The organism is Tessaracoccus sp. OH4464_COT-324, from assembly GCF_003932855.1.
Taxonomy (GTDB): Bacteria; Actinomycetota; Actinomycetes; order Propionibacteriales; family Propionibacteriaceae; genus Arachnia.
In genome coordinates, this window is sequence record NZ_RQYZ01000017.1 from 52464 (window position 1) to 77779 (window position 25316).

The window sequence follows — 25316 nt, forward strand, 5'->3', positions numbered from 1 at the left end:
GGATCGGGCCTCTTGGCCAGTGGCCCTTTGGCTCATGAGTGAGTGCTCACTATCATTTCCGTCGTGATACGCGCAGCCCGAATGACCCGTGACGAGCGCCGAGCGGCAATCGTCGCGGCTGTCTTTCCCCTCATCCAGCGCCACGGCGCCCAGATAACCACACGGCAGATCGCGGAGGCGGCCGGAGTGGCCGAGGGAACCATCTTCCGGGCCTTCGACTCGCTGCAGGATGTTCTCGAGGCGGTAGCCCTCGACGTGCTCTCCCCCGGACGGCTCTCAGACTTTCTCGCGGAACGCCCCTTCACCGGGAGACTCCCCGACGACGTCGGGCTGGCCCTCGACCTCGTGGTCGAGTACTACGACCGCGTGAGCGCTGGGGCGGCCGTGGGTCATGCCCAGAACAGCGGGGAGCGCGCAGGCTGCGCTCTGGACCAGCTGGCCCACCGACACCATGAACTATTGGCCGCCCTCACCGACAGGTTCTCGATGCACGCCGACCAGCTGGCCACGTCGCCCGCACACTTCGCGCAGCTGGTCGCCACCCTGGCGATGGGTATGCGTCGCTACCCGAACTTCGACGTCGAGCCGCTGCCCAGGCAGTTGGCCGTCGCCACCATCCTCCACGGAGCTGGGAGAGCAGAATGATCAGGCACCTCGCGCGGTTGATCAACCGCTTCATCCGCCCCCAGTGGGGCTACTTGCTCGTCGTGCTGGTGCTGCAGACCATCGCCACTCTCACCAGCCTGTACCTGCCCACGATGAACGCCCGGATCATCGACGAGGGCGTGGTCACCGGCGACACCGGCTACATCTGGGGCGCCGGAGCCCAGATGATCGGCCTGTCCGCTCTCCAGGTGCTCGCGCAGATCGGCGCGGTGTGGGCGGGCGCCAACGCCTCCGCACGGTTCGGGCGCGACGTTCGTGCCGCCCTGTTCGACCGGGTGCTCACTTTCTCGTCGCAGGAGCTGAACAAGTTTGGTGCGCCCAGCCTCCTGACCCGAAACACCAACGACGTCACCCAGGTGCAAACCCTCGTCCACATGACCTGTGTGATGCTGATCTCCGCACCGATCACGATGGCCGGCGGCGTATTCCTGGCGATCAGCGAGGACTTCGGCCTGACCTGGCTGGTGCTCGCCGCTGTGACGCTGCTCGGGGCGGGGTTTGTCGCGCTGATCACTCGGATGGGGCCGCTGTTTCAACTGATGCAAGCCCGTATAGACAACCTGAACCGGGTGCTGCGCGAACAGATCACGGGCGTTCGGGTGGTGCGGGCCTTCGCCCGCGAGCAGCACGAGTCCAAGCGTTTCGACAACACCAACGCCGAGCTGACCGACGTGACGCTGAAGGTCGGGCGACTGATGGTGTTCGTGTTCCCGTTTGTGGGTTTCGTGATGAACATCTCCACCGTGGCCGTCATGTGGTTCGGCGGACATCGACTGGAAGAGGGGCACCTGCAGATCGGTCAGTTGACCGCATTCATCTCTTACCTGATGCAGATCCTGATCGCGGTGATGATGGCCTCCATGCTGATGATGATGGCCCCACGCGCCGCCGTGTGTGCCGACCGGATCATGGAGGTGCTGAACACGCGCTCTACCGTCGACGAGCCGCCCTCCCCCCGGCGCGTGCCTGCGGCGGGGGGCGTGGTGCGCTTCGACCAGGTCACGTTCGCCTACCCGGGGGCGGAGGCCCCGGTGCTGGACCGGGTTTCTTTCACAGCGCTGCCCGGCCAGACCACTGCGATCGTCGGCTCCACCGGCTCAGGAAAGTCGACTCTGGTGAATCTCATCCCGCGCCTGTACGACGTCACCGGTGGTCGGCTGAGCATCGACGGCGTGGACGTGCGCGAACTCGCCCTCGACGACCTCTGGGGGCTTGTCGGTATCGTGCCTCAGCAGCCCTACCTGTTCTCGGGCACCGTGGCGAGCAATCTGCGCTACGGCAAGCCGGACGCCACCGTCGAGGAAATGTGGGCGGCGCTGGACATCGCCCAGGCGCGTGACTTCGTGTCCGCCAAGCCCGGTGGCCTTGAGGCCGAGATCTCGCAGTCGGGCACCAACGTCTCGGGCGGGCAGCGGCAGCGCCTGGCGATCGCCCGCGCCCTGGTGAAGCGGCCCAGCATCTACATCTTCGACGATTCGTTCTCCGCACTCGATGTGGCCACCGACGCCCGGCTGCGCGCGGCGCTCGGTTCGGTCACTGAGGAGGCGACGGTCATTGTCGTGGCCCAGCGGGTGGCCACCATCCGCGAGGCGGACCAGATCGTCGTTCTTGACGACGGGCGAGTGGTTGGTTGCGGCACGCACGACGAGCTGCTCGCCTCCAACGCCACCTATCAGGAAATCGTCGAGTCGCAGCGCAGCGTGGAGGAGGCAGCATGAGCGAGAAGGTGGTCGCGAACGAGCGCCCCAAGCACGCCCAGCATATGGGCCGTGGCCCGGGTTTCCGCCCGATCGGGGGTGGGACGGGCGAGAAGGCCGCTAACTTCCGGGTCAGCGGGAGGAGGTTGCTGCGCCAGATGCGCTCGGAGCGGTTCACCGTGGCGCTTTCGGTGCTGCTGTGCGCTGTGGGAGTGACGTTGAACGTCCTTGGTCCGAAGGTGTTGGGTGCCGCCACCGACAAACTGCTGGCCGGCGCCGTCGGCGGCCGGATGCCCGCCGGGGCCACACGCGAGGACGTGATTGCGCAGGCCGCTCAGGAGAGCCCGCGGCTGGCCGACATGCTGCGCAGCCTGGATTTCGTGCCCGGTCAGGGCATCGATTTCGCGGCCATCGGTGCCATCCTGCTAGTGGTGTTGGCGCTGTACGTCGTCTCCGGCGTGCTGATGGTGACTCAGGGCTGGCTGCTGAACGGGGCGATTCAGCGCACGATCTACCGGATGCGCTCACAGGTGGAGGCCAAGGTCGGGCGGCTGCCGCTTTCGTACTTTGACCGCCAGCCGCGCGGCGAACTGTTGAGCCGGGTGACGAACGACATCGACAACGTGTCGCAGACGCTGCAGCAGACCCTTACCCAGCTGCTCACCTCCGTGCTAATCCTGGTGGGCGTGCTCAGCATGATGTTCTGGATTTCGCCCGTGCTGGCGCTGGTGTCGCTGCTCAGCGTGCCGCTGGGAATGCTGGTCGTCGGGCTGATCGGCAAGCGGGCGCAGCGGCTGTTCAAGCGCAACTGGGCGGCCACGGGCGAGCTGAACGCCCACATCGAAGAGGCTTTCACGGGGCATTCCCTAGTGAAGGTTTTTGGCCGTCGCCGGGAGGTGGCCGAGGAGTTTGCGAATCGCAATGAGAGCCTGATGAAGGCGGGATTCGGGGCGCAATTCCTCTCCGGATTGATCATGCCCATCATGTTCTTCGTGGGCAACCTGAACTACGTCGTCATCGCGGTTATCGGCGGGCTGCGGGTGGCGAGCGGCACGATGTCCATCGGCGACGTGCAGGCATTCATCCAGTACTCGCGTCAGTTCACGCAGCCACTCACCCAGGTGGCCTCGATGGCCAACCTGTTGCAGTCCGGGGTGGCGTCAGCCGAGCGAGTGTTCGAGGTCTTGGACGCCGACGAGCTGTCCGAGGAGCCCGACGGCCAGTTGCCGCAGCAGGTGGCGGGGGCGGTGCGCTTCGAGCACGTCAACTTCTCCTACTCGCCGGAGGTGGAGTTGATCCGGGATCTCTCGCTCGCCGTGGATCCCGGGCAGACGGTGGCCATCGTCGGGCCGACGGGTGCCGGGAAGACGACGCTGGTCAACCTCCTGATGCGCTTCTACGAGCTTGACGGGGGGCGGATCACGCTAGACGGCGTGGACATCGCGAGCGTGCCCCGCGACGCGGTGCGCGCCCAGGTGGGCATGGTGCTGCAAGACGCATGGCTGTTCGGGGGCACGATTCGTGACAACATCGCCTACAGCCGACCGGGCGCAAGCGAGGAGGAGATCATTGCCGCGGCGCGCGCGACGTTCGTCGACCGATTCGTGCACTCCCTGCCCGACGGCTACGACACCGTGATCGATGAGGAGGGCTCCAATGTCTCGTCGGGTGAGAAGCAGCTGATCACCATCGCGCGCGCTTTCCTCAAGGATCCGGCGCTGCTGATCCTCGACGAGGCCACGAGTTCGGTGGACACCCGCACCGAGCTGCTGCTGCAGCAGGCGATGGGTCGGCTGCGTCACGGTCGTACATCCTTCGTGATCGCGCACCGCCTGTCCACCATCCGCGACGCCGACCTGATCCTCGTCATGGAAGCCGGCCGCATCGTCGAGCAGGGCAGTCACGAGGCCCTGCTCGCCAGGCGGGGCCGCTACCACGAGCTGCACCACGCCGCGCAGCTCGGCGCCGACGGGTAACCCTGCTGGGCGCTGAGCTGGCCTCACCCTGACGACCCGCTGCTTTCCTCGCGAGGCCGGCGCGACTTTGTAGCGCATCCGCCGCGCTTTCGTTGTCGGCAGATCGGAAAAACTCGTGTCGCTGCCAATCATTGAAATTGCGCATTCGCAGCAAATGCGCTGAGAACCGAAGTGCCACCACTCGGCCACACGCAACAATTGGTTCTGTGCGCGGGGCTTACTCTCCGAACGGTCGGAGGACAGGCCCGAGCCGGAGCCAACAAGGATCGAGGCGCAGTACATGAGTTCGTCAGACGAGTTTTCTCGCCGCATTTGGCGGGCGTGGCGGGAGTTCGACGTCAACCGCCCGGTCCCGTTGAGCAATCCGGCGCTGGATCCGGGGCGCCCGGTGGTGCTGCGCGCCCGGCATCACATTCTCCGACACCCCAGCGACGGACAGGAGCAAAGGTGGTTCCGCACGCCGTGGGAAATCTGGCAGCACGAGATAAAACTGGTGGAGAACGGCGAGTCCGCTATTCGCGCGGGCGACTTGCTGGCGGCACGGACCTCGTTCGAGGAGCTCCGGTCCCTGGCCGATGACGAGTCCGCCCACCCGATGCGCAAGGTGGAGGCGCTCATCGGCTTGGGCGACGTGCTTCGCACCGAGGGAAACGGCGGGGATGCCAGGCAAAAGTATCTGGAGGCGGTCTCGCTGTCCGACCGGCATGGGCTCCCTTTCGGGCGCGTCAGGGCGCTGACCCCGTTGCTCCATTTGGAGGGGCGCTCGCTGGCCGCGAAGGAGATTCTTGAGCGAGCGAGCGTGGCCGCCGAATCTGCGGCGGCGCTGGGCGACACCGTCTACCTGGCCAACATGGAGATGATTCAGGCCGAAGCGCTGGTGCTGCTCAACGAATACGACACGGCCCTGGTCGCGGCAAAATCGGCTGAGCAGTACTTCGACGGGAATCCCGTGGGGCTGGTCGGCCTTTACATCAGGCTCTCGGATCTGTTTCGGATGCGGGAGCAGCAGGGCCCGCTCCGCGATTCCCTACAGCGCCTTTTCGCCATGTTGAAGAACATCTCATTGCCCCGCGAACAGGTTGAAGCGCACGACCTGAAAGCGGCTTGGCATCTGATGCGCGGGGAGTTGGAGGAGGCCGAGGCCACGGCAAACACGGCAGAGACTCTGGCGAAGCAAGTGAATTACAAGGAGGGCTTGAACAACGCCCGGATAACTCTGGCCCAGATCGCGCGAAAGATCGAAGATCGTCAGAAATCAGTTGAATGGCGCACGCAAGTCATCGCCAGCTTCCGCGAATCCGAGTACCAAAAAGCCCAGCTGGCCTACGCGCTGATTGAGCGCGCAGAGCTATTCATTGACCTCGGAGAGCCCGACCAGGCGGAAGCCGACGTGGTCGAAGGAATCACCGCGCTCGAAAGCCTCCGCTGCGAGCAAACCCGCCCCGAGTCACAGGCGGAGTACCGCATACGCTTCGCGCAGGTTTACCGTCGTTCGCTGGAGGCCTCCTGCCGCATGGAGAATTCCCCTCTGTTCGCCATGGCCTTCGAGGGGATGTGGGGTAGGCGTCTCGCGGGCTTGTTGGATGAGCCCAAGCATCTATCGGAGGCGATGCTTGAGGCTCAACTGCTCGCGCAATTCCAGCTCGCCGACGACGCTCCGCCCGAAGCGGGCGGCCCCCGAGCAAGGCGCCTGCTAGGAAGCGGAAGCGCGGCCGGCGGAAGCCACCTGTCCGAGGAGGTTGTGCGGCGCTCTGCCGCCGACGTCGCGGCCCTGTCCCGGCCCTACGATTTCCGCTCCGCGGGCGAGCACCTCGCCGACATCCCGCACGGGACGGCGGCGTTCCTGATTGCTCCTCTACCTGAACGGCGGGGCAAGTTCGCCTGTTTGGTGATTGATCACCTCGGCACCGCCACCTGCTCAATCTTCGAAGTGCCCGAGGAGACTGCGGCAGGCATAGACGCCCTGAACCGCGACGGCTCCGCCTGCACGCACCGGCTGCTCGACTGGTTGAGCCACCTGATTCCGGAGGGCGTGCGCCGACTGCCCGAAAACGTCCCGCTGCTGGTGGTGCCGCTGGAGGAGTTGTGGGCCATTCCCTGGCCCGCCATCCCCATGCCCGACGGCGGTGGGCAATACCTCGGGCAGCGCCACCCGGTGCGGATGTGCCCTTCGCTCGCGGTTGCGGCCGCGGCCAGGCGACGAACGATCCCCGAGCAGCGCACGGTGATCTCGTGGCTGAGCCCCGACGTGGATCCGGGCTTCTGGGAGCGCGAGGAGCCCGCCAGGTGCGCCTCGGCCCAGGACATGCACTCAGTCATCTGCCACGGCTCGCCCACCCAGGATGCGCTTGTTGTTGCGCACGCCATTCAGGCCCGGGAGCTGGCCCACGTCGTCGCACTCGCGCCAGACGTGGGCCTGTTTCCGCTGGAGGTCATGAGCGCAGACCCGCCCGGCAGGGTCGCCCTGCTCACCTGCTGGAGCGCGCACGTTCCCGGGGAATCGCCCGGCGATCCGCTGACTGTTGCCACGGTTCTGCTGGCGCGTGGGGCGGCGACTGTGCTGGCCACTTCCGCGGAATTGGCGAACGAGCCGCTGAGCGGGTTCTTCACCTATAACATCGTCTGCAACGAGCGGGAAACGGACTGGAGCCGGGCACAGCAGCAAACGATGGCGCAGTTGGCAGGCGCCGAACCCTTTCAGCAGAAGCTTTCCTGCTGGGTTCCCTTACGAGTATTGGGGGCATGGTGATGGAAGAGATTGTCTACCAGCGTGAAGCGACGCCAAATCAGAAATGGACCAACAGGGCCTTCCAGCTGCAGCAGGAAGGCAAGCTGGTGGCCACCTTGAGGATTGGCGAATCCGCGGAGGTATTCGTGCAGGGCCTTTGCCCTCGCTGCAACAAGACGTTCCAGACTGTTATTTCGCGGGAGATCACCGCAGTCGACCACCAGCATCTGGGGGTGGGTGAATCCACGGTCGGCGCCTCGCCACGCTACGAAAGGCAGGCGGTGGTTTGCAGCGCCTCCCCGGCCAAGGGAGCGCCGAGCGACGCAATGGGCTGTGGCGCCTGCTTCAGCGTCTTCGCGAAAGTTCAGGAAACGCGATGAGCACAACCGACGCTGACCGGCCCGACGATGATGGCTTCCCCAGCCAGCCTCCGCAGGCGCCCACCGGCGATGAGCAGCTGATCCTTGAGGAATGGCAGAAGCTCAGCGAACTGGCCCTGGCTGAGGTGGACGCTTCGGCTGCCAAGTGGAAAGAAGGGCTGCTCGCTCTCGCCACCACCTCGGCATCAGGGTTCCTCTTGCTCAAGGGCGTCGGCCTGGAGTCCGCAGAGGGCATGTGGTTTTGGATCGTTCTGATCTTGTGGGCCCTGGCTTCGGCGGTCGGCTTGGGCGGGCTCTGGCTCGGGCTTGCGGCCGCCGCTGGCACGCCAAGAAGGTTGGGCTATGAGGAATTCGCTCAACGGTACCGCTCGCTGTTCGCGTTCCGTCGCCAGCAGAGCAAGCGGGTTGCCCGGCAGCTCCTGCTGGCGAGGACGACCATCTTGGTGAGCATTTCCTGCACCCTGCTGGGTGGTTTCCTTCTGCAGGTTGCCCCGACGGCCGGTGAGCCCAGGCTTGAGGTGCAGACCACAGCCGGGACCCACTGTGGGACCGTGAGATCCGCCGACAACGGAGAGATTCACCTACTGGTTGCCCGACGGCGCGATCCGTTGATCATCCCGCTGCAGGAAGTGACAAATCTCCGCCCACGTTCCTCCTGTTAGGCACCCGCCACGCGACGGGTATCGGCCAGGGGGTGCGCACTCTCGGTTCGGCACCCGCTACTGTCTGCTTGGGAGGTGCCATGAAACCCGATTACCCGCTGCTTGGGCTGCTTGCCCGTAACCCTGCGTCCGGCTACGACCTCGGCAAGTGGCTGCGCCTGGATGGCCAGTTCCTGGGCCGCAAGCCGTCGATGAGCCCGATCTACCGTGCCCTGAATGAGTTGAAGGGGCGGGGCTGGGTGACGACGACCTCCGGGGGCAGCGGCGCGGGTCCGGAGGCGAAGGTGTACGCCCTGACGCCCGCCGGCCGGGAGGCGCTCATCGAGTGGGCCAGGGGCGAGTACGTGCCCGCCGCGCGCCCGATGTCGCCCGATTTCATGGTGCGGATGAACTTCGCGGGCCAGCTTGGCCCGGAGTACGCGTTGCGGATCGTCCAGACGGAGCTGGCGTTTCGTCGCGCCCAGCGGCAGGCCGAGTTCGACGGGGGGCACGGGCTGGGTCTGGTGGATCCGGTGCCGGAGATCGACTCGGGTTGGCTCGCGGAGATCTACCACATCACCCACGACCGGGGGTGGCAGAACACGTCGCTCTACATCGGGTGGCTGGAAACGACGGAACGCTACCTGCTTCGCCGGGTTTCCCAATCAGACCCAGATATTCCCACCCGGTGTTAGCTGTGCTACTGTCACACCCGTAGCTGCGGAGCTGCCTTGCGCTTATCCAGCTTGGGAACTCCCGTAACTATTCCCGAACAGTCATAGTCGCCTGAATCCGGAGGAACAGTGGATATATTCTCTCCCCTCGTCGGCGGCTCGCCTGCGCCCACCGCTCGAAAGGAGTCTTGATGAGCGCTACCACGGCTTCCACCGCGGCCAAGGAAGGCCGCAACACGAAACGTAAAACAGGTGCCTCGAAAGCCAACATTCTGAGCATTGTCTCGGTTGTCGGCGGCATCTTCCTCTGGTGGCTGCTGTCCCTGATCCCCGGTACGTTGCTGCCTGGGCCCCAGCTCGTCGTCGTGCGGTTCGGCCAGTTGATCGCGGATGGCACCTGGTTCAGCGACCTGGCTGCTTCCCTGCAGCGCGTGCTGCTTGGCTTCTTCATCGGCGCCGGCCTCGCCATCCCTCTCGGCTTCGCGATGGGCTGGTACTGGCAGGTGCGGGCGGTGATCGAACCCTGGACCCAGTTCTTCCGCACCATTCCCCCGCTCGCGATCATCCCCGTCGCCATCATCCTGATGGGTATCGGCGAGGTGCCCAAGGTGTTCGTCATCACCCTGGCCAGCTTCCTCGTCGCCATCATCGCAACCTTCCAGGGCGTGTTGAACGTTGACAAGACGCTGATCAACGCTGGCCGAGTGCTGGGCGCCAGCGACATGGTGATCTTCCGCCGTATCGCGGTGCCCGCGTCCACGCCGTTCATCATGGTGGGTCTGCGCCAGGCACTCGGCTCCGCCTGGGCCACGCTCGTCGCGGCCGAACTCATCGCGGCCGACGGCGGCCTCGGCTACCGGATGCAGAGCGCGCAGGTCTACAACGACCTGCCCACTATCTTCGTCTCCCTCGTCACCATCGGCGTGTTCGGCCTGTTCATGGACCGGGCTCTGCTGTGGTGCGACACCAAACTCACCAGCTGGCAGGAGCGGCGATGACCACCAAAATCCACTTCGACGGCGTAAGCGCCGAGTTCGAACTCAAAGGAAAACCGTTTCTCGCGGTGGACAACGTAGATCTGGAGATCGGGGACAACGAGTTCGTCACCGTCGTCGGCCCCTCCGGCTGCGGCAAGTCCACCCTGATGAACATGGCCGCAGGTCTGCTCACCCCGACGTCGGGCCGCGTGCTCGTCGACGGCAAGGAGGTCACTGGCCCTGGTCCCGAGCGCGGCGTCATCTTCCAGCAGTACGCGCTCTTCCCCTGGATGACGGTTCGGCAGAACGTCGAGTTCGGGCTGGAGTTGCAGAAGATCCCGAAAGAGGAACGCACCGCGATCGCGGACCGCCACCTTGAACTCACCGGCCTGCTGAGCTTTGCCGAGGCGCTGCCCAAGAACCTCTCCGGCGGCATGAAACAGCGCTGCGCCATCGCCCGGGCCTACGCGGTGAACCCCAGCATCCTGCTCATGGACGAGCCCTTCGGCGCGCTGGATGCGCTGACACGCGTGCAGATGCAGGTGCAGCTGCTGGAGACGTGGCGCAAGGAGAAGCGAACCGTGATGTTCATCACGCACGACGTGGACGAAGCCGTTTACCTGGCCACCCGCGTGATTGTGATGGCCGCCCGTCCGGGGCGTATCTTCAAAATCATCCCCGTCAATCTGCCGGCGGATCGCGACGAGGATATCCGCCTTACCCCGGAATTCGCTGCGCTGCGCAACGAAGTCTGGAACGCTGTTTATCACCAAGACTGAAGCTAGAACCCTGGCCCAGAAAACAAAGGAAAACCAATGAACATCAACCGTCGTACTCTGCTCATCGGCTCGCTCGGCGTCGCCGGCGCGTCCGCGCTGTCCGCCTGCGGCGGCGACACACCCGCAGGTGTTGACAAGATCGTGGTCGGCTACATCGCTGACGGAAACGGCGCGACGCTGGTCACGGTGGCCAACAAGCTGGACCTGTGGAAGAAGCACGGCCTAGAGGTGCAGACGAAGACCTTCACCAACGGCCCCCTCCAGGTGCAGGCCCTCGGCACCGGCGACATCGACTTCGGCTACATCGGCCCCGGCGCCATGTGGCTGCCGATGAAGGGCGACGCGAGCATCGTCACCCTCAACTCGCTCGGCACCGCCGACCGCATCATCGCCCAGGAGGGCATCGCTAGCCTCAAGGATCTCAAGGGCAAGACCGTGGGCGTGCCGGAGGGCACCTCGGGTGACATGCTGCTCAACCTGGCGCTCGAAGCCAACGGCATGACCGTGGACGACATCAAGCGCACCCCGATGGACCCGCCCACCACGATCTCCGCGTTCAGCGCCGGTCAGATCGATGCCGCCGCCATCTGGTACCCGCACGTCGCCACCATCAAGGCGAAGGTGCCTAACCTCGTCGAGGTGGTCAAGTCCACCGACTTCCCGGAGCTCGCCTTCCCCGCCGCCCAGGTGGCTGGCAAGTCGATCGCGAAGGACAAGCCCGCCGTGCTGAAGAAGTTCCAGGCCGTTGCCAAGGAGGCCTTCACCTGGGCTGCCGCCAACCGCGAGGAACTGGTGAAGGAACTGGCCACCTTCCTGAAGGCCCCGGCCGAGTCGCTCACCTCCGAGCAGGAGTTCGTCGACATTCTCACCCCGGAGAAGCTGAAGCCCCTCATTGAGGACGGCACCGTCAAGAAGTGGCTCACCACCCTCAACAAGCAGTTCATCAAGGCCGGCAAGCTTGAGGCCGAGGGCAACCCCGACGAGTACTTCCTGGGCGCTGAGTACCTGCAAGCATGAGCCGACCCAACCTCGTCTTCATCATGAGCGACGACCATGCTGCCCACGCGATCTCCGCGTACGGCAGCAAGGTCAACGCCACGCCTCACCTGGATCGGATCGCCGACGAGGGGGCGCGTCTCGACGCCGTGTACTGCACCAACTCGATCTGCACGCCCTCGCGGGCCACGATCCTGACCGGCACCTACAGCCACGTCAACGGCTGCGCGACCATCTTCACCGAGATGGACCACCGGGTGCCGAGCTACTCGGAGGTGCTGCACGACGCCGGATACCGCACCGCCATCTTCGGCAAGTGGCATCTGGGTGAGTCGGTGAAGGCGCAGCCGCGCGGCTTCGACGACTGGCGCGTCTTCCCCGGCCAGGGCGTGTACATCGACCCCGAGATGATCGGGCCCGACGGCGCCGAGACCCTGAAAGGCTACGCCACCGACATCGTCACCGACCTGTCGCTTAACTGGTTGGACGAGCAGCGCACCCGGTACGCGGATCAGCCGTTCTGCCTGATGATCCACCACAAGGCGCCGCACCGCCCGTGGATTCCCGACGAGAAACACAAGGAACTGTATCCCGTCGGGACCATCCCCGAACCGGCGACGCTCTTCGACGACCATTCGACGATGTCGCGCGCGGTCCAAGCCGTGCGAATGTCGATCGCGGATGACCTCACCAAGCGGGACGTGAAGGAGGACCTCCCCCCGGAGCTGTCCGGCGACGACATGGTCGTCGAACGCACCCGCTGGAACTACCAGCGCTACATGCGCGACTATCTGCAAACCATCCAGTCGATCGATGACAACGTGGGCCGGGTGCTCGACTACCTGGACGAGCACGGCCTGCGGGAGAACACCATCGTCGTGTACACCTCCGATCAGGGATTCTTCCTGGGTGACCACGGCTGGTTCGACAAGCGGCTGATGTTCGATCAGTCGCTGCAGATGCCGATGCTGATGCGCTGGCCGCAGGAGATCCCGGCGGGCAGCCGGGTGGAGGCGATGATCACAAACGTGGACTTCGCCGCCACCTTCCTGGACATGTGTGGCCTGGATCCCGACGATGCCCTCCCCACCCAGCAGGGGCGCAGCTTCCGCTCCCTGGTGCGCGGCGAGCCCGCGCCCGACGACTGGCAGGAGGCCATCTACTACCGGTACTGGGAACATGATGACCCGAATCACCATGTGCCAGCTCACTACGGCATCCGCACCTCGCGCTACAAGTACATCGACTACTACGGTGATGGCTTGGGCGCCCCGGGCTCGTCGGACAAGATATTCGAACGGGAGTATGAGCTCTACGACCTCGAAGCCGACCCCGAGGAGCTCACTAACCTCGCCAACGAGCCCGCCTACGCCGACGTGCTAGCCGAACTGCGCGAAGAACTCGCCCGGCTGCAGGAGCGAGTCGGGGACGCCCCGTACACGGGGCCGGGCAGCCCACACCCGGTGTGGAATGAGGAAGCGATTCAGCAGTGGTCTTGAGCCACTTCTCGATCCGCCGCCTCCTCGTCGCGTCGCTTAAGGTCGGCGCGACGGGGTTTGGCGGCGGCTCCGCGTTGATCCCGGTCATGCACCGGGAGTATGTGCAACGCCACAAGCTGCTCGGCGAGGACGTGTTCACGGCGCACACCGTCGTCGCGAACATTACCCCCGGCGCGCTGCCGGTGAAGCTGGCCGCGCTCGCGGGCACGCAGTCGCGGCGCATCTGGGCCTCGCTGGTGGCCGCGTGCGCCGTCGCGCTGCCCGGCGCGCTCGCGACGGTGCTGCTGCTGGCGCTGTTCACCGCGATCGGGCCCTCCGCGATCCGGGTCGTGGAGTTCATGGCGGTCGGCATTTCCGTGTTCATCATGGTGCTGCTGCTGCACTACATCTCGAAGGTCCTGCACGCCTCGCGCCCGATGGTGGCGGTGCCGATCATACTGGCCGCTTTCCTGGCCACCGGCACCAACCAGCTGGTGCGCGCGGCCGGCACCCTCGTCGGGGCGCATTGGGCGGCCGCGGTTCCGCAGCTGAGCGCGGTGCAGCTGGTGCTGGTGGCGCTCGCGGGTGCCGCCGTGTTCAGTCTGCTGCCGTGGGGGCGGGGTCACCTGGCGACGGCCGACGTGACGCCCGGCCGGACCCTGGCTCCGGCGGCGCTGTTCGCCGGGGTGGCGCTCGCAGTGCTGGGGCTGGGTTTCGTGCTGGGCCACGGGCACTTCCTCAGCCTGATCGGCTTCTCGACGGTGACCTCCTTCGGCGGCGGGGAGGCCTACGTCGGCGTCGCGGATGGTTTCTTCGTCGCGACGGGGACCGTGTCGTCGGCAGAGTTCTACGGCCAGGCGGTGCCCATCGCGAACGCGCTGCCCGGGCCCATCCTCGTCAAGATCGCCTCCGCGCTCGGCTACTCCTACGGCACCGCTTCCGGCGGCTGGGGCGTCGGCGTGCTGCTCGCGGGCTTGGCGTTCCTGCTATCGATCGCGGCGTGCAGCGCGGTGGCGTTGCTGTTCATGGCGGGCTACGACAAGGCTTCGCGCTCCGCTTTCGTGCGCAACCTCGGCCAGGTGATCCTGCCGGTGATCTGTGGGCTGCTGATCTCCACCATGCTCTCCATGCTGAACGCCAGCATGGAGATCGCCGAACGGGCCGCTGTTTCGCCCGCGACGGTGGGCTGGGTTTCGCTGGCGGGCGTGGCCGCGCTGTGGGTGGTGCATCGCTCGGGTCGCCTGCCCGATCTGGTGCTGTTGGCGATTGCGGGTGGCGTGAGCCTGGGTGCGCTGCTGCTCGTCGCCTGAACCGAACCCTGCGAAGCCGTGGCTTGGGTTCCTTCTGCTATCCGGGTGCTGCCCCCTTCGGCAGTGGGGTGTCGCGGGTTTGGTCTTCAACGCGCGATCGGGTCACTTTCCGGGGGCGCTGCGAGAACCAGTTTCGCGGTTCTGGGCCCTGAGTGCAGAGGCTGGGCCGGGCCGCGGCGCACCAGATAGAGCGAAGAACCCACACGATCTCGGCCGGGTATGCGTACAACAGGCAGCAGCCGCTTCGGCCCCAGCTATCCACGCACAGTATTCCCGCTACGACAGCGGCCCCAACACGGCGCGAAGATGCACCAGGGCCCCGTGTTTGCGCGGCAATGCATCAGCCGGGGTCGCTCGCGATCGGATCCTCGCTGAAGGCGGCGATAACTGGCGCGGCCGCTGCGGGGATGAGGTGTTCTCGCAGCCCGACGATCGGCACCACCTCGCAGGGTTCCGCAGTGGCGGCGCTCCGAGCCCCCTCGACGATCAGAGGGATGTGCTCGGGCACCGAAGTTGGCGAACCAGATACCACGACCCGTCCGACACCGGTTAACTCCGCGAGAGCCTCACAGGCTCGTCCCGTGTCGAGGGCGCGCTGCTCCAGTAGTCGCGCAAGCTCCGCATCGCCGGATCGGGCGCGTTCGATCAGCTCCTCGATCGGAGCGTCCTTGCCCAGCGCCCCCGCTCTCGCACGCAGGCCGAGATCTGTTAGTGCCTCGGGGAAAGAAGCCCATCCCTGGTGGGTGAGCAGCCCGAGGCGCTCGACGCTGCCCACCATGAAAGCCCGCGGCGAGAACAGTTTCCGCTCGGCGGCGCGCGCCACTTCGCACACGTTGCCGACGTAGAGATGCAGGAAATCTCCGATCGAGTCTCTGTCAAAGAGGAGGTGGGCGGCAGCGTGGGCGCTGGCGTTGGTGGTCAGGGTGACGGGAACGTCGAGGTTGCTGAGCTGGTCGGTGAGCTGCTTGAAGAGGCTGCCCGGCAGCTTGTGCGGACGCACACAACCGGCTCTTGTGTCCGACCAGCCGCTGGTTGCGATGCCGATCCCGAGCCAGCGGCGCCGGGCGAGCCCTTCGTCCACAAGCCAGTCTCGGACGCCCTCGACCTGCGCCTGCACGGTGCGGCCGATGCCCTTGAGGGTTCCGTCATGTGGCTCGGTTTCTCGACACAGGGTCGCGCCGTCGAGAGCCACAGCACCGGTGCCGACGATCTCCGTTCCCACATGCACGCCAATCGTAAGCCTGCTGGTGGGATCGATGCGCAGTAGCCGGGACGGGCGTCCCCGGCCTCCGGGTATCGCATCTTCTTCGATCACGAGCCCGCGTTCTATCAGCCGCTGGGTGATGCGCGTGATCGTTCCTTGGTTCAGCTGTAGCGCAGCAGCAAGCTCAACCCGCGGCTGCGGTTGCTTCAGCAGCGCCGTGAACACTCCAGATGCGTTCACAGCGCGGACATCAGCGATACCCGCAGACGGCCCCCGCCCGGATGCTCCTCCAGATGCGCCCAACGTTATTTCCCACTACCCATCGTCATACCTTCCACGATTCGTCGCCCAAGCCAAGAATAGATGATGATCATCGGAACGATCAGAATCATCACGCCAGCAAAAATAGCTCCATAGTCGGCACCGGAGAACTGCTGCGAGTTTATGAAGTTGAGCAGCGCCACCGAAAGCACCTGCTTCTCCCGCGATGCGATGAGGACCAGCGCGAGGAAGGTCTCGTTCCACATCGAAATCAGGTTGAGCGTGGCCAGTGTGATGATCCCGCCCTTGGCTAGCGGAAGCATGATCAGCACGAAGGTGCGGAAAGGCCCTAGGCCGTCGATTGCTGCCGCTTCTCTCAGCTCGTTGGGCAGGGAGGAGAAGAAACCGGTTAGCAGGAGAATCGAGAACGGCAGCGCCAGAACCACCATCGCCAACCCGAGCCCGAACCTGTTATTGAGCAGGTTCATCTGCTGCATCACTAGGTAGAGGGGGATGATGATGACCTGTAGCGGCACTCCGATTCCGGCGACGAATGTCATATACAGCGATGACGATGCGAAACCGGCGCGCCGCGCAATCATATAAGCTGCCGGGCAGGCCAACACAAGCACGACGATTCCACAGACGATCGTCAGCAACGCCGTATTCAGAAAAGCGACGCCGAACTTACCCTGAAACCAGGCGGTAGTAAAATTGTCGACTGTGGGATGTTCGGGTAGCCCGAATGGGGAGGAGAAGATCTCGCTGTGCGGTTTGAATGCCGTCATGGTCACCCAGACGATGGCGAAGATATTGAATGCGACGAGCGCCCAAACCGCCAATCGACCCAGCACGGCCATCGGCCCTATTTTCCTGCGGCCCGTGCGCCGCTTAGCTTCAGAACTCAAGAGATTCCCTCCTCATCAGCCTGCGCAGCAAGGCGACGAATATCACGACTGTAACCACGGTTACCACGGCAGCTGCCGAGGCATATCCAAACTGAAGTTGAGGCGAAAGGCCGCCAAACGTCTTGCCATAGATAAACATCGCGGTGTTCCATACCCCGGTGGGGGGAAGGTCACCCGCAGATGCCCCGAAGGTAAGGATGAATTCAAAGATTTTTAGGCTAGATATGGTCCACAACGTGGCCGTGGCTGCGATAACGTCCCAGGTCAGGGGCAGGGTGACGTTTCGGAACTGGCTCCACGCGCTGGCACCGTCTAGGCGAGCCGCCTCGTAGTAGTAGGCCGGGATCCGGTCTACACCCGCCATAAGAATCGTGATGTAATAGCCAATCGACGTCCAGCATATACCGGCGAATATCACGGCAAATGGGTGCTTGAGCAGAAGTTGCGGCATGGACTCCACCCCGGCCGAGGCCAGCGCGTTTTCGAGCAGGCCACCAGACTGGAAGATGAACCCCCAGAAGAAGGACAGAACAATCGCAGAGATGATATTCGGGAAGAAAAGCAACTGCCTGACGAGCTTCCTACCCCGCATTTCCCGCAAGACCATGGTCAAGAGGAAACTCAACACGAACACGACCGCGCCCCCACCCAGAAGGAGGACAAGAGTATTCAGAAAAGACTGCTGAAAAGCCTCGTCTCTCATGAGACGAACGTAGTTATTTACACCAACCCATTGCATCGTTGTGATGCCATCCCACTTGTTGAAGGAGATGAACATCGATGCGAACGCAGGACCGAGGAAGAAGAAGAGATACAAGAGGGTTGCGGGCAGCACGAAGGGCCAGAATAGCCTGGCCTCGGCACGCTCGAACGCCGTTCCGCGGGATTGTGACATCTGTTACTCACTTCGAAGCGAGTGGCTGGGGCGGATGGTGGCCCCAGCCACACTATTCATTAGCCGTGCTGCTCCCAGTAGGTCACCTGGGCCTGCTTGGCGTTGGCGACGAACTGTTTGGCTGAGATTTCACCGGTCATGAGAGCCAGGGTTTGATCCTTGATCGGCTGCATCCAACCTGGGAAGAGCGCATCAATGTTGCCGTGCACGGGCGCGACGTGGCCCTGCTTCAGTTGTTTGGCCAGCGCCTCCTGCCCTTCGGGGCCTGCCACTTCGCTCAAGACTGGCAGGGTCCCAGCGTCGGCCACCAGCTGTTGCTGATACTTCGGTTGCAAGAAGAAGGCCGCAAAAGCCTTTGCGCCTGCGACGTTCTTGGCGTCAGTGGGGATCGCGAACCCGAACACGGAGGTCTCGACGTCGGAAGGCTTGCCTGCTTCCTTAGCCGGGAAAGGCAACGCTTTCAGTTTCACGCCGCTGGCCAGCGACTTCTCGACTTCCTTGGGCAGCCAGGACCCCATGGCGATGACGGTGCCCTTTCCCTGAGCGAAGGCTTCCTGCTGGTAGGGCCATTTGGTGCCAAAAGAGTCCGCCGGGAACAGGCCCTGCTCATGCATCTTGGCAATGTATTCGGCGGCGGCCAGCACCTCAGGGGCATCCCAGGCAGCACCGGTTGGGTCCTTGGCCAGTTCGGCGAGCCTGTCGGAGGAGCCCAGATGGCTGCGCAGCACGTTCATGGTCCAGATAAGGCGAGCGTAGGGGTAAGCACCGTCAATGACCACCGGGGCTTCGTCCTCGGCTTTGCGCTTCATCAGGTACTCGTTGAGCTTCGCCAGTGAGTCGGGGGCCGAGGTTTCGAGTTCGGGATGCGCGGTAGCGTCGTACCAAAGCACGTTGGCGTTGGCCGCATAGGGCAGCATGATCTGCTTGCCGTCGTGGGTGGACACGGACACGAAGTTGCCGAGACCTGCGTCCTTGAGCGTGGCGGTGCCGCCCTCCGCCTTCTCGGCCAGCACGTCGGCGAGATCGGTGGCTTTGCCCGCCCGTCCGAGTACCGGAGCAAGCTGATCGAAGGATTGGTCAACGAGGTCGGGCAGATCGGTGCCGCTGGCGAGAAGTGGGGTCACCTTGGTCAGGACATCACGGCCCTGCCACTCGATTTTGACCTTGGTGCTGCCTTTAGCTTCGAAGTCGGTGGCAGCTTGCTGCACCACCTTGGCCTGCGGCTCGTCTTCCTGCCACATCGACCAGTACACCACCTGACCTGCGGCTTCACCGCCCGATTCGGTTTCGCCGCCGCACGCGACCAGCCCCAGGGTCATGCCCAGTGCCGCGCATAGCGCGCCCAGTCGCTTGATCGAGAGCTTCATTGGATCTCCTTTGATCGGACCCCGAGACGCCAGCCGTCGCCGGGGCAAAGCAATTTAATTGCGAGTCGCAGATATACTAGCGAACGGCAGGCTCACCGCACTATGCGGGTGGGGATCAGCGCCGCGCAGGCCCGCGGTCGGCCGGCAAACTCACGCCATCGTCGCTCGCCGATCGGCCCCCAACCACACCCGCCAAAACCAAGCGCGGCTGCCTGCCCGAAACCAGCTGGCCGTCAGCGACGTAGCCCTCTTCTCGCCCGGCCAACGACTCCAGCAAATGGCCGCGCAGCCGAGCCAAGACGGCGGCATGATCCGGGTCGGCGGATAGGTCGTGCAGTTCCTGCGGGTCGGCGTCGAGGTCGAACAGCTGCTCACGCCCTGAGCCGGAAAGCCAAACGTACTTGTGCCGGCGCGTGCGGATCCACTGCAACGACTGCCCCAGCACTGTGTGCTCGCCATGCAAATACTCGCGCCAGGTGCCCGTGCTAGTTGCCCTCGCCCCTGCCGAGTCGGCAGGCTCATCTTCTGTTGTGATCAAGGGCAGCACAGAGCGACCGTCAATCCCCTGCGGTGCCGGGAGACCCGCACATTCCAGCAGCGTCGGCATCACATCACGCAGCTCGATCACCTCCTGCACGGTCGAACCTTCTGGAATACCGGGGCCTTGCAGCAGGAAGGGGATGCGAGCCGATCCCTCGTAAGGGTAGGCCTTACGCCACATGTTGTGGTCGCCCAGCATTTCGCCATGGTCGCTGGTAAACGCAACGTAAGCGTCATCAATGCCGAACTCGCCGAGCGCTTCGAGGAAGCGTTCGACTTGCCCGTCGATGTGGGACATGTGGCCGTAGTAACCCGCCTGGGTGCGATGCATGTCGCGCTTCGAGTACTGGGCAACATGCGAGTAGGGGCGATGATCATTGCGGAACTCGGCGTAGTCCGCTACCCAGTCGCCCACCGGAACCGGATGCGGTTCGTCGTCGAGGTATTGCTCGAAGGCCCAGGCCGGAGGGTCGTAGGGCGGGTGGGGGCGGTGGAAGGACAAATACAGGAAGAACGGGACAGTTGGATCGCGCCGGTATAGCCATTCGATCGCCTTGGTGACCACCCAGTTGGTGGGATGCAACCGCTCGTCGCGCGGCCAAGGGCGGGCAACTACCGAGTTGCAGTGCAGGCCGTCATCCAGATAATCAGACACCGCGTTCTCGCCTGCCTGCTGACGCAACCACGTGAGGTAATCGTCATAGAACTCGACTGGGCGCCCACGCCCGCGCGAGTGATGCAGGTAGCCGTCATGCAGGAGCACATCATCGAACCCGACGCGCGCCCGCTCGGGGTAGACGTGCATCTTGCCGATGGCTTGAGTCTGATAGCCGGCTTTCTTGAACTCGCCCGCGAGCGTCGTGGCCACGTCAAATGGCACACCGTCTTGATATCCGACTCGTCCGTGGCTGGCCGCCGATAGCCCGGTAAACAGCGTCATCCTGGCAGGCACACACGTGGGGCTGGCTGAGTAGGCCCGCGTGCAGCGGGTGCCGCGGTCGGCTAGGGCGTCGAGATAGGGCGTGCGCACGCTGGGATGCCCCTCGATGGACAGCGCGTCGCCACGCCACTGGTCGGCGCAGATCAAGACAATGTTTGGCCGCACAAATCCTCCTCTCTCAATTTTATTGCGACCGCCAAAGATTAGCAGTGGGCGGCGATCCCCACTCAACCAATCCCGTCATCGCCTCGGCAGTAGAGGCTCATCACCTCGCTGGCTGCCCTACCGCTGGTCAGCAGGTCTGCCATGAGCTTGAGCCCAGGGGTGGCGTGCGTGAAGAACCGGTAGTAGCCGGCGCACAGGTAGTTCTGGCCGGGCTCGCCGTCGCGGGAAAGCCTGAAGCGGTCCTTGGGGCAGCCGCCGTGGCAGGCCCACCTGACCGGGCAGGAACGGCACTGCGCGGTCAGGTTCGCCTTCGCCGCCCCGAACGCGCGCTGGGCGGGGGTGCGCGCGAGGGCGCCCAGGTCGTCGGTGAGCACGTTACCGAGCCGGTACTCGGGTTCGACGTAGTGGTCGCAGGAGTAGACGTCGCCGTTGTGTTCCAACGCGAGCGCTCCCCCGCAGGTGGGGGCATGCACGCACAGCTCGTTTCGCCCGAACAGGTTGCCCAGCGCCACGTCGAAGTGCTGCACGTAAACACGGCCGACGTCGCGGGTGATCCATTCGTCCCAGATGGTGCTCAGGAATGCGCCGAACGCCTCCGGAGACACGCTGCGCGAGGTCACTTCCCCGCCCTCCTGCCGATAGAACAGGCGGCGGCCGTCGTCGCCTTTCCACCCGTTCTCGGCGAGCGGCAATTCCTCCGGCGTGGCGCGCTCGACGATGGGAATGAATTGCAGGAACTGTGCGCCCAGGTCGTCGCGGAAGTAGCGGTAGACGTCGAGCGGATGGTCCTGGTTGGCGCGGTGCACAGTACAGAGGATGTTCGTTTCGACGCCGTGGCGGCGCAGAACCTCCCAGCCGCGAATCACCTGCGCATGAGTGCCGCGGCGCGCCTTGTTGACCCGGTAGACGTCGTGCAGCGGCTGCGGCCCGTCGATAGACAACCCGACGAGAAAGCCGGATTGCGCCAGGAATTCGCCCCAGTCATCGTCGAGTAGGGTGCCGTTGGTTTGCAGGGAATGATGCAGGGTTTGACCCGAACGCTTCAGCTGTTCGGCCAACACCACGGCCTGCTTGAAGAAGGCCAGCCCGCGCATCGTCGGCTCCCCGCCCTGCCAGGCGATGGTCACATCCCCGACCGGCTGCGCCGCCAGGTAGCCGCGCAGGTAGGCGCGCAGCACGTCGCTGCTCATCCGCTGCCCGGCCGCGTCGTAGAGCAGCTCCTTGCTGAGGAAGAAGCAGTAGGTGCAGTCGAGGTTGCAGGCGGCTCCCGTCGGTTTCGCCAGGAGTGAGAACGGCAAGGGGCGCAGAGTCATTTCCACCCACCATAGTGCACGGCCGCTAGGGTGGGCGCATGCGTGCCGATGCCCTGGACCAGTTGATGAGCCTCTCCGCCCCCGCCCTGCACCCGGATGCGAGCTGGGTGGCGGTGAGCGTGACCCACCCCAGCTTCGCCGTCGACGACTACGTCGGCCAGCTGTGGCAGGTGCCCCTCGACGGCGGCGCGGCCAGGCGAATCACGCGCGGCTTCCGCGACACCTCCCCGCAGTTCTCCCCCGACGGCACCCTGCTGGCCTTTCTGCGCACCGAGCAGGACGGGAAGCCCCAGCTGATGCTGATGAGCGCCGCCGGCGGCGAGCCGATGCGGATCACCGACCGGAAGCTGGGCGTGGGCGCGTTCCGGTTCAGCCCGGACTCGCGACGCATCGCGTTCGTCTCGCGGGAGCCGGAGGAGGGCCGCTACGGCACGGCGGAGGACGTCGACGCCTCGCACGAGCCCCCGCGCTCGTTCAGCAAGTATCAGACGCGCAGCAACGGCGTGGGCTGGGTGCTGGACCGCCCGGCGCAGGTCTTCGAACTGGACGTGCCGAGCCCGGCCGACGAGCCGGTTTTCGAGCCTACCGGCCAGGGCCGCGACGAGGAGGTTCCGTCGCGCTTCCCTCGGCTGCGGCGCCTCACCACCGACCGCGCGGACTGGTCGTCGCCCAGCTACTCCCCCGACGGCGCGGTGCTGGCGGTGGCCCGGCGTGCGGGCGACGACACGCTGCGCACCGACCTGTGGCGCCTGGCGGAGGGCGTCGAGCCCGAGCTGGCGAGCCCGGTGGCCGACATCCGCGTGTCCGACGCCGTCTACTCGGGCGAGAGCCTCTTCGTGGCGGCCAGCATCGCCGGGGGCAGGACGGACTTCGTGGGGCAGCACCCGTGCGTGTGGCTCCTCGACGACGAACCCCGCCAGCTGCTCGACGTCACCGTCACGGGGCCGATGGCGGCCCTGTCCGGTGGGCGGGTCGTCGTGCCGCACGTGCACCGGGGAACGGGCCGGGCGGCCATCGTCGGGGAGGGACACGAGATCATCGCCGACGACGTGTGGGACGTGGTGGCGGTGGATGCGCAGGGCGACACCATCGTCGCGACCGTCACCAGCGCCACCTCGACGGGTGAGGTCGCGGTGCTGGCGGATGGGCGGCTGCGGGTGCTGACCAACTTCTCCGCGGCCCTGGCGGGGGCGGTGCGGCCCGAGGAGGTGGTGGCGACTGCGCCCGACGGCTACCCGGTGCACGGCTGGCGGCTGCTCCCCGCGGGCCCCGGCCCGCACCCGGTTCTGTTGATGATCCACGGCGGGCCGTATCACGGCTACACCCGCAGCTTCTTCGACGAGGCCCAGGTGGCGGTGGCGGCCGGGTATGCGGTGGTGCTCAGCAACCCGCGGGGTTCGTGGGGCTACGGCACGGGCCACGGCCGCGCGATCAAGGGCGACATGGGCAACCTCGACATGGCCGACGTGCTGGCGTTCCTCGACCACTGCCTGGCCAGCGACGACGCCCTCGACGCCGGGCGGGTGGGCATCATGGGCGGCTCCTACGGCGGCTACCTGACGGCGTGGATCATCGCGCACGATCATCGCTTCGCCGGCGCCATCGTCGAGCGGGGGTTCCTGGACACGTGGAGCTTCGTGGGCTCCAGCGACATCGGCTGGTTCTTCCCGCAGGAGTACACCAGCTACGTGCGCGCGGAGGCAGATCGGCAGTCGCCGATGAGCCACGCCCACCAGGTGCGCACGCCCACCCTGGTGATCCACTCCGAGCAGGATCTGCGCTGCCCGCTGCACCAGGGGTTGCAGTATCACGCGCTGCTCAAGCAGGCCGGGGTGGCGGCCGAGATGCTGGTGTTCCCGGGCGAGAATCATGAGCTGACCCGTTCCGGCACCCCCTGGCATCGTCGGCAGCGGTTCGAGGCGGTGCTGGATTTCTGGGGCCGCCGGCTGCCGGTCAAGGGGCGCTCCGACGATGGTGCCAGCCGGGATTCCTCGTCTGGCTTGGGCCGGGACCGGGCCGCCGACGGCTGACCGGTGCCGGGTGTGAGTTCTTGACCGGGGTGGTGCACACTGGGGCAATGACTTCTGCCACACTCAAGGCCCGCCTGGCCGCTTGGGGCGTCCATCTGGTCACCCTCTCCGGTCTGCTGTGGGCCACTCTCGCCACCGTCGCCCTGATGAAACACGAGATCGGCTGGATGTGGTTGTGGCTGGGTGTGGCGCTGATCGTCGACGGGGTCGACGGCACCTTGGCGCGGAAGGCTCGGGTGAAGGAGGTGCTGCCCTGGTTTGACGGCGGCATCCTGGACATCGTCATCGACTACCTGACGTGGACCTTCATCCCGGCCTTGTTCATGATCTGGTACCTGCCGATGGGGCCGGAGTGGCTGGCCATCGCGCTCGGCGTGCTGGTGCTCACGTCGTCGATGTTCTGTTACGCGAACGCCAACTGGAAGTCGACGGATCACTACTTTGTGGGGTTCCCGGCCGCGTGGAACGTGGTGGCTGTGATCATGTACGTGCTGGGCACGCCCGGCTGGTTCAACGTGGTGATGACGGTCCTGTTCGCCGCGTTGACGCTGGTGCCGACGCACTACACGCATCCGTTCCGTGTGCAGCATTTGATGGTGGTGAACATCTCCGCGATCTTCTTGTGGATCGCGGCCACCGGCTGGTTGATCGCCATCCACCCGGTGCGCCCCTGGTGGGTGCTGGCACTGTTCTGGCTGGGCGGTGGTTGGTTCCTCATCAGCGGCATCGCCCGCACCTTGCTGGGCAGGCGGGGCTCGCGTGCGACGACGAGCTGAGTGAATCTGAGCTCTTAAGGCGGTGGAGTTGGAGCTGTACAGGAGCCAGCGCCACCGCCGGGGAGGTTTTCGTGTCCCGCATTGCCCGTTCGGATGCTGTTTTGATGCCACGAACCCGGCCGAGGCTGGCTCGGGTCGTGGAGTTGAGGGTCGGGCTGCGCTTGGGGGTCAGTCGCGATGGTCTACCGGCTGGGTATGGCCGGCTCTACTGGTCAGGTGGTGGCTGGTGCTACGTCGGGTGCGGGCAAGAGGCCTCCGTAACCGTGTAACCATGTCGGCTCGGACGAGTGCGGCCAAGGAGTCTCTGCTGCCAGCTGCTGGTTGGGACGTGCTACCTGCACGCCGTCATCGACGGCTACTCACTGGTCGCTTACGTCGAGGGCGACGGGCGCGACCGTCCGCGCCGCGGCCGCTGTGCTCGTTCGCGCGCTTGCCTGGTTCGCTGCCCGAAGCATCACGGTCGACCGATGGCGGCGGCTGCTACCGGTCCCCATTTTTGCTGCGGCACCTGCGTCGAACTGGGTATTGCCCACAACCGCTCCAGGCCGTATCGGCCTCAGATCAGCGGGAAGATCGAACGTTTTCACCGCACGTTGGTCGAGGGCTGGGCCTTCA

General features: G+C 65.2%; 20 protein-coding genes and 1 pseudogene. 15 read left to right on the forward strand and 6 right to left on the reverse strand.

Annotated elements, in window-relative coordinates; genetic code table 11:
• Positions 1 to 63: 63 nt before the first annotated feature.
• From EII42_RS09405 to EII42_RS09460, 12 genes are all read left to right on the forward strand, one after another.
• Complete coding sequence (locus EII42_RS09405; RefSeq protein WP_125171869.1) at positions 64 to 645, forward strand: TetR/AcrR family transcriptional regulator; 582 nt, start codon at positions 64 to 66, stop codon at positions 643 to 645.
• Positions 642 to 2384, forward strand: coding sequence for an ABC transporter ATP-binding protein (locus EII42_RS09410; RefSeq protein ID WP_125171870.1), 1743 nt, complete (start codon positions 642 to 644; stop codon positions 2382 to 2384). The genes EII42_RS09405 and EII42_RS09410 overlap by 4 nt, the downstream gene beginning before the upstream one ends.
• Entirely contained in the window at positions 2381 to 4339 is a 1959-nt protein-coding gene (locus EII42_RS09415) for an ABC transporter ATP-binding protein (RefSeq protein WP_125171871.1), read from the forward strand. The genes EII42_RS09410 and EII42_RS09415 overlap by 4 nt, the downstream gene beginning before the upstream one ends.
• 280 nt (positions 4340 to 4619) lie before the next feature.
• Positions 4620 to 7088, forward strand: coding sequence for a CHAT domain-containing protein (locus EII42_RS09420; RefSeq protein ID WP_125171872.1), 2469 nt, complete (start codon positions 4620 to 4622; stop codon positions 7086 to 7088).
• A complete protein-coding gene (locus EII42_RS09425; protein WP_125171873.1) occupies positions 7082 to 7447 on the forward strand; it encodes a hypothetical protein in 366 nt (121 codons plus the stop codon). The genes EII42_RS09420 and EII42_RS09425 overlap by 7 nt, the downstream gene beginning before the upstream one ends.
• The gene (locus tag EII42_RS09430) at positions 7444 to 8109 is read left to right on the forward strand and encodes a hypothetical protein (protein ID WP_125171874.1); all 666 of its coding nucleotides are present in this window, start codon (positions 7444 to 7446) and stop codon (positions 8107 to 8109) included. Before EII42_RS09425 ends, EII42_RS09430 begins: the two co-directional genes overlap by 4 nt.
• 80 nt (positions 8110 to 8189) lie before the next feature.
• Positions 8190 to 8783, forward strand: coding sequence for a PadR family transcriptional regulator (locus EII42_RS09435; RefSeq protein ID WP_125171875.1), 594 nt, complete (start codon positions 8190 to 8192; stop codon positions 8781 to 8783).
• 170 nt (positions 8784 to 8953) lie between these two features.
• Positions 8954 to 9760: an ABC transporter permease gene (locus tag EII42_RS09440; RefSeq protein ID WP_125171876.1), complete on the forward strand. Its 807-nt coding sequence runs from the start codon at positions 8954 to 8956 to the stop codon at positions 9758 to 9760.
• Positions 9757 to 10518: an ABC transporter ATP-binding protein gene (locus EII42_RS09445; RefSeq protein WP_125171877.1), complete on the forward strand. Its 762-nt coding sequence runs from the start codon at positions 9757 to 9759 to the stop codon at positions 10516 to 10518. Before EII42_RS09440 ends, EII42_RS09445 begins: the two co-directional genes overlap by 4 nt.
• Positions 10519 to 10554: 36 nt before the next feature.
• Positions 10555 to 11535, forward strand: coding sequence for an aliphatic sulfonate ABC transporter substrate-binding protein (locus tag EII42_RS09450; RefSeq protein ID WP_125171878.1), 981 nt, complete (start codon positions 10555 to 10557; stop codon positions 11533 to 11535).
• On the forward strand, positions 11532 to 13013 hold the full coding sequence (locus EII42_RS09455; protein ID WP_125171879.1) for a sulfatase: 1482 nt from the start codon (positions 11532 to 11534) through the stop codon (positions 13011 to 13013). The genes EII42_RS09450 and EII42_RS09455 overlap by 4 nt, the downstream gene beginning before the upstream one ends.
• Complete coding sequence (locus tag EII42_RS09460) at positions 13010 to 14302, forward strand: chromate transporter (protein ID WP_158676470.1); 1293 nt, start codon at positions 13010 to 13012, stop codon at positions 14300 to 14302. The genes EII42_RS09455 and EII42_RS09460 overlap by 4 nt, the downstream gene beginning before the upstream one ends.
• Before the next feature lie 340 nt (positions 14303 to 14642).
• Here the strand turns inward: EII42_RS09460 and EII42_RS09465 are convergent, their stop codons facing one another.
• From EII42_RS09465 to EII42_RS09490, 6 genes are all read right to left on the reverse strand, one after another.
• The gene (locus tag EII42_RS09465; protein WP_125171881.1) at positions 14643 to 15746 is read right to left on the reverse strand and encodes an ROK family transcriptional regulator; all 1104 of its coding nucleotides are present in this window, start codon (positions 15744 to 15746) and stop codon (positions 14643 to 14645) included.
• Positions 15747 to 15811: 65 nt separating this feature from the next.
• Positions 15812 to 16627, reverse strand: coding sequence for a carbohydrate ABC transporter permease (locus EII42_RS09470; protein WP_125171882.1), 816 nt, complete (start codon positions 16625 to 16627; stop codon positions 15812 to 15814).
• A 37-nt stretch (positions 16628 to 16664) separates the two neighbouring features.
• Positions 16665 to 17510, reverse strand: a complete 846-nt coding sequence (locus EII42_RS09475; RefSeq protein WP_158676471.1) for a carbohydrate ABC transporter permease — start codon at positions 17508 to 17510, stop codon at positions 16665 to 16667.
• Positions 17511 to 17629: 119 nt separating this feature from the next.
• The gene (locus EII42_RS09480) at positions 17630 to 18937 is read right to left on the reverse strand and encodes an ABC transporter substrate-binding protein (protein ID WP_125171884.1); all 1308 of its coding nucleotides are present in this window, start codon (positions 18935 to 18937) and stop codon (positions 17630 to 17632) included.
• Between the two features lie 115 nt (positions 18938 to 19052).
• Positions 19053 to 20582 carry an arylsulfatase gene (locus EII42_RS09485; protein WP_125171885.1) on the reverse strand — a complete coding sequence of 510 codons (1530 nt, stop codon included), beginning with the start codon at positions 20580 to 20582 and terminating at the stop codon, positions 19053 to 19055.
• A gap of 62 nt (positions 20583 to 20644) precedes the next feature.
• Positions 20645 to 21895 (reverse strand): anaerobic sulfatase maturase, encoded by a 1251-nt coding sequence (locus EII42_RS09490; RefSeq protein WP_233558341.1) that lies wholly within the window; start codon positions 21893 to 21895, stop codon positions 20645 to 20647.
• A 38-nt stretch (positions 21896 to 21933) separates the two neighbouring features.
• On the opposite strand from EII42_RS09490, the gene EII42_RS09495 reads away from it, so the two are divergent.
• From EII42_RS09495 to EII42_RS13865, 3 genes and pseudogenes are all read left to right on the forward strand, one after another.
• The gene (locus EII42_RS09495; RefSeq protein WP_125171887.1) at positions 21934 to 23925 is read left to right on the forward strand and encodes a prolyl oligopeptidase family serine peptidase; all 1992 of its coding nucleotides are present in this window, start codon (positions 21934 to 21936) and stop codon (positions 23923 to 23925) included.
• Positions 23926 to 23972: 47 nt separating this feature from the next.
• Positions 23973 to 24701, forward strand: a complete 729-nt coding sequence (locus tag EII42_RS09500; protein WP_125171888.1) for a phosphatidylcholine/phosphatidylserine synthase — start codon at positions 23973 to 23975, stop codon at positions 24699 to 24701.
• Between the two features lie 518 nt (positions 24702 to 25219).
• Positions 25220 to 25316 (forward strand): annotated as a pseudogene (locus tag EII42_RS13865) (IS481 family transposase); the annotation flags it as partial.

Coding starts and splice junctions, on each gene's coding strand:
- EII42_RS09410 (WP_125171870.1), top strand. CDS start 642: ATGATCAGGCACCTCGCGCGGTTGATCAACCGCTTCATCCGCCCCCAG.
- EII42_RS09415 (WP_125171871.1), top strand. CDS start 2,381: ATGAGCGAGAAGGTGGTCGCGAACGAGCGCCCCAAGCACGCCCAGCAT.
- EII42_RS09420 (WP_125171872.1), top strand. CDS start 4,620: ATGAGTTCGTCAGACGAGTTTTCTCGCCGCATTTGGCGGGCGTGGCGG.
- EII42_RS09425 (WP_125171873.1), top strand. CDS start 7,082: ATGGTGATGGAAGAGATTGTCTACCAGCGTGAAGCGACGCCAAATCAG.
- EII42_RS09430 (WP_125171874.1), top strand. CDS start 7,444: ATGAGCACAACCGACGCTGACCGGCCCGACGATGATGGCTTCCCCAGC.
- EII42_RS09435 (WP_125171875.1), top strand. CDS start 8,190: ATGAAACCCGATTACCCGCTGCTTGGGCTGCTTGCCCGTAACCCTGCG.
- EII42_RS09440 (WP_125171876.1), top strand. CDS start 8,954: ATGAGCGCTACCACGGCTTCCACCGCGGCCAAGGAAGGCCGCAACACG.
- EII42_RS09445 (WP_125171877.1), top strand. CDS start 9,757: ATGACCACCAAAATCCACTTCGACGGCGTAAGCGCCGAGTTCGAACTC.
- EII42_RS09450 (WP_125171878.1), top strand. CDS start 10,555: ATGAACATCAACCGTCGTACTCTGCTCATCGGCTCGCTCGGCGTCGCC.
- EII42_RS09455 (WP_125171879.1), top strand. CDS start 11,532: ATGAGCCGACCCAACCTCGTCTTCATCATGAGCGACGACCATGCTGCC.
- EII42_RS09470 (WP_125171882.1), bottom strand. CDS start 16,627: ATGGCCGTGCTGGGTCGATTGGCGGTTTGGGCGCTCGTCGCATTCAAT.
- EII42_RS09480 (WP_125171884.1), bottom strand. CDS start 18,937: ATGAAGCTCTCGATCAAGCGACTGGGCGCGCTATGCGCGGCACTGGGC.
- EII42_RS09490 (WP_233558341.1), bottom strand. CDS start 21,895: ATGACTCTGCGCCCCTTGCCGTTCTCACTCCTGGCGAAACCGACGGGA.
- EII42_RS09495 (WP_125171887.1), top strand. CDS start 21,934: ATGCGTGCCGATGCCCTGGACCAGTTGATGAGCCTCTCCGCCCCCGCC.
- EII42_RS09500 (WP_125171888.1), top strand. CDS start 23,973: ATGACTTCTGCCACACTCAAGGCCCGCCTGGCCGCTTGGGGCGTCCAT.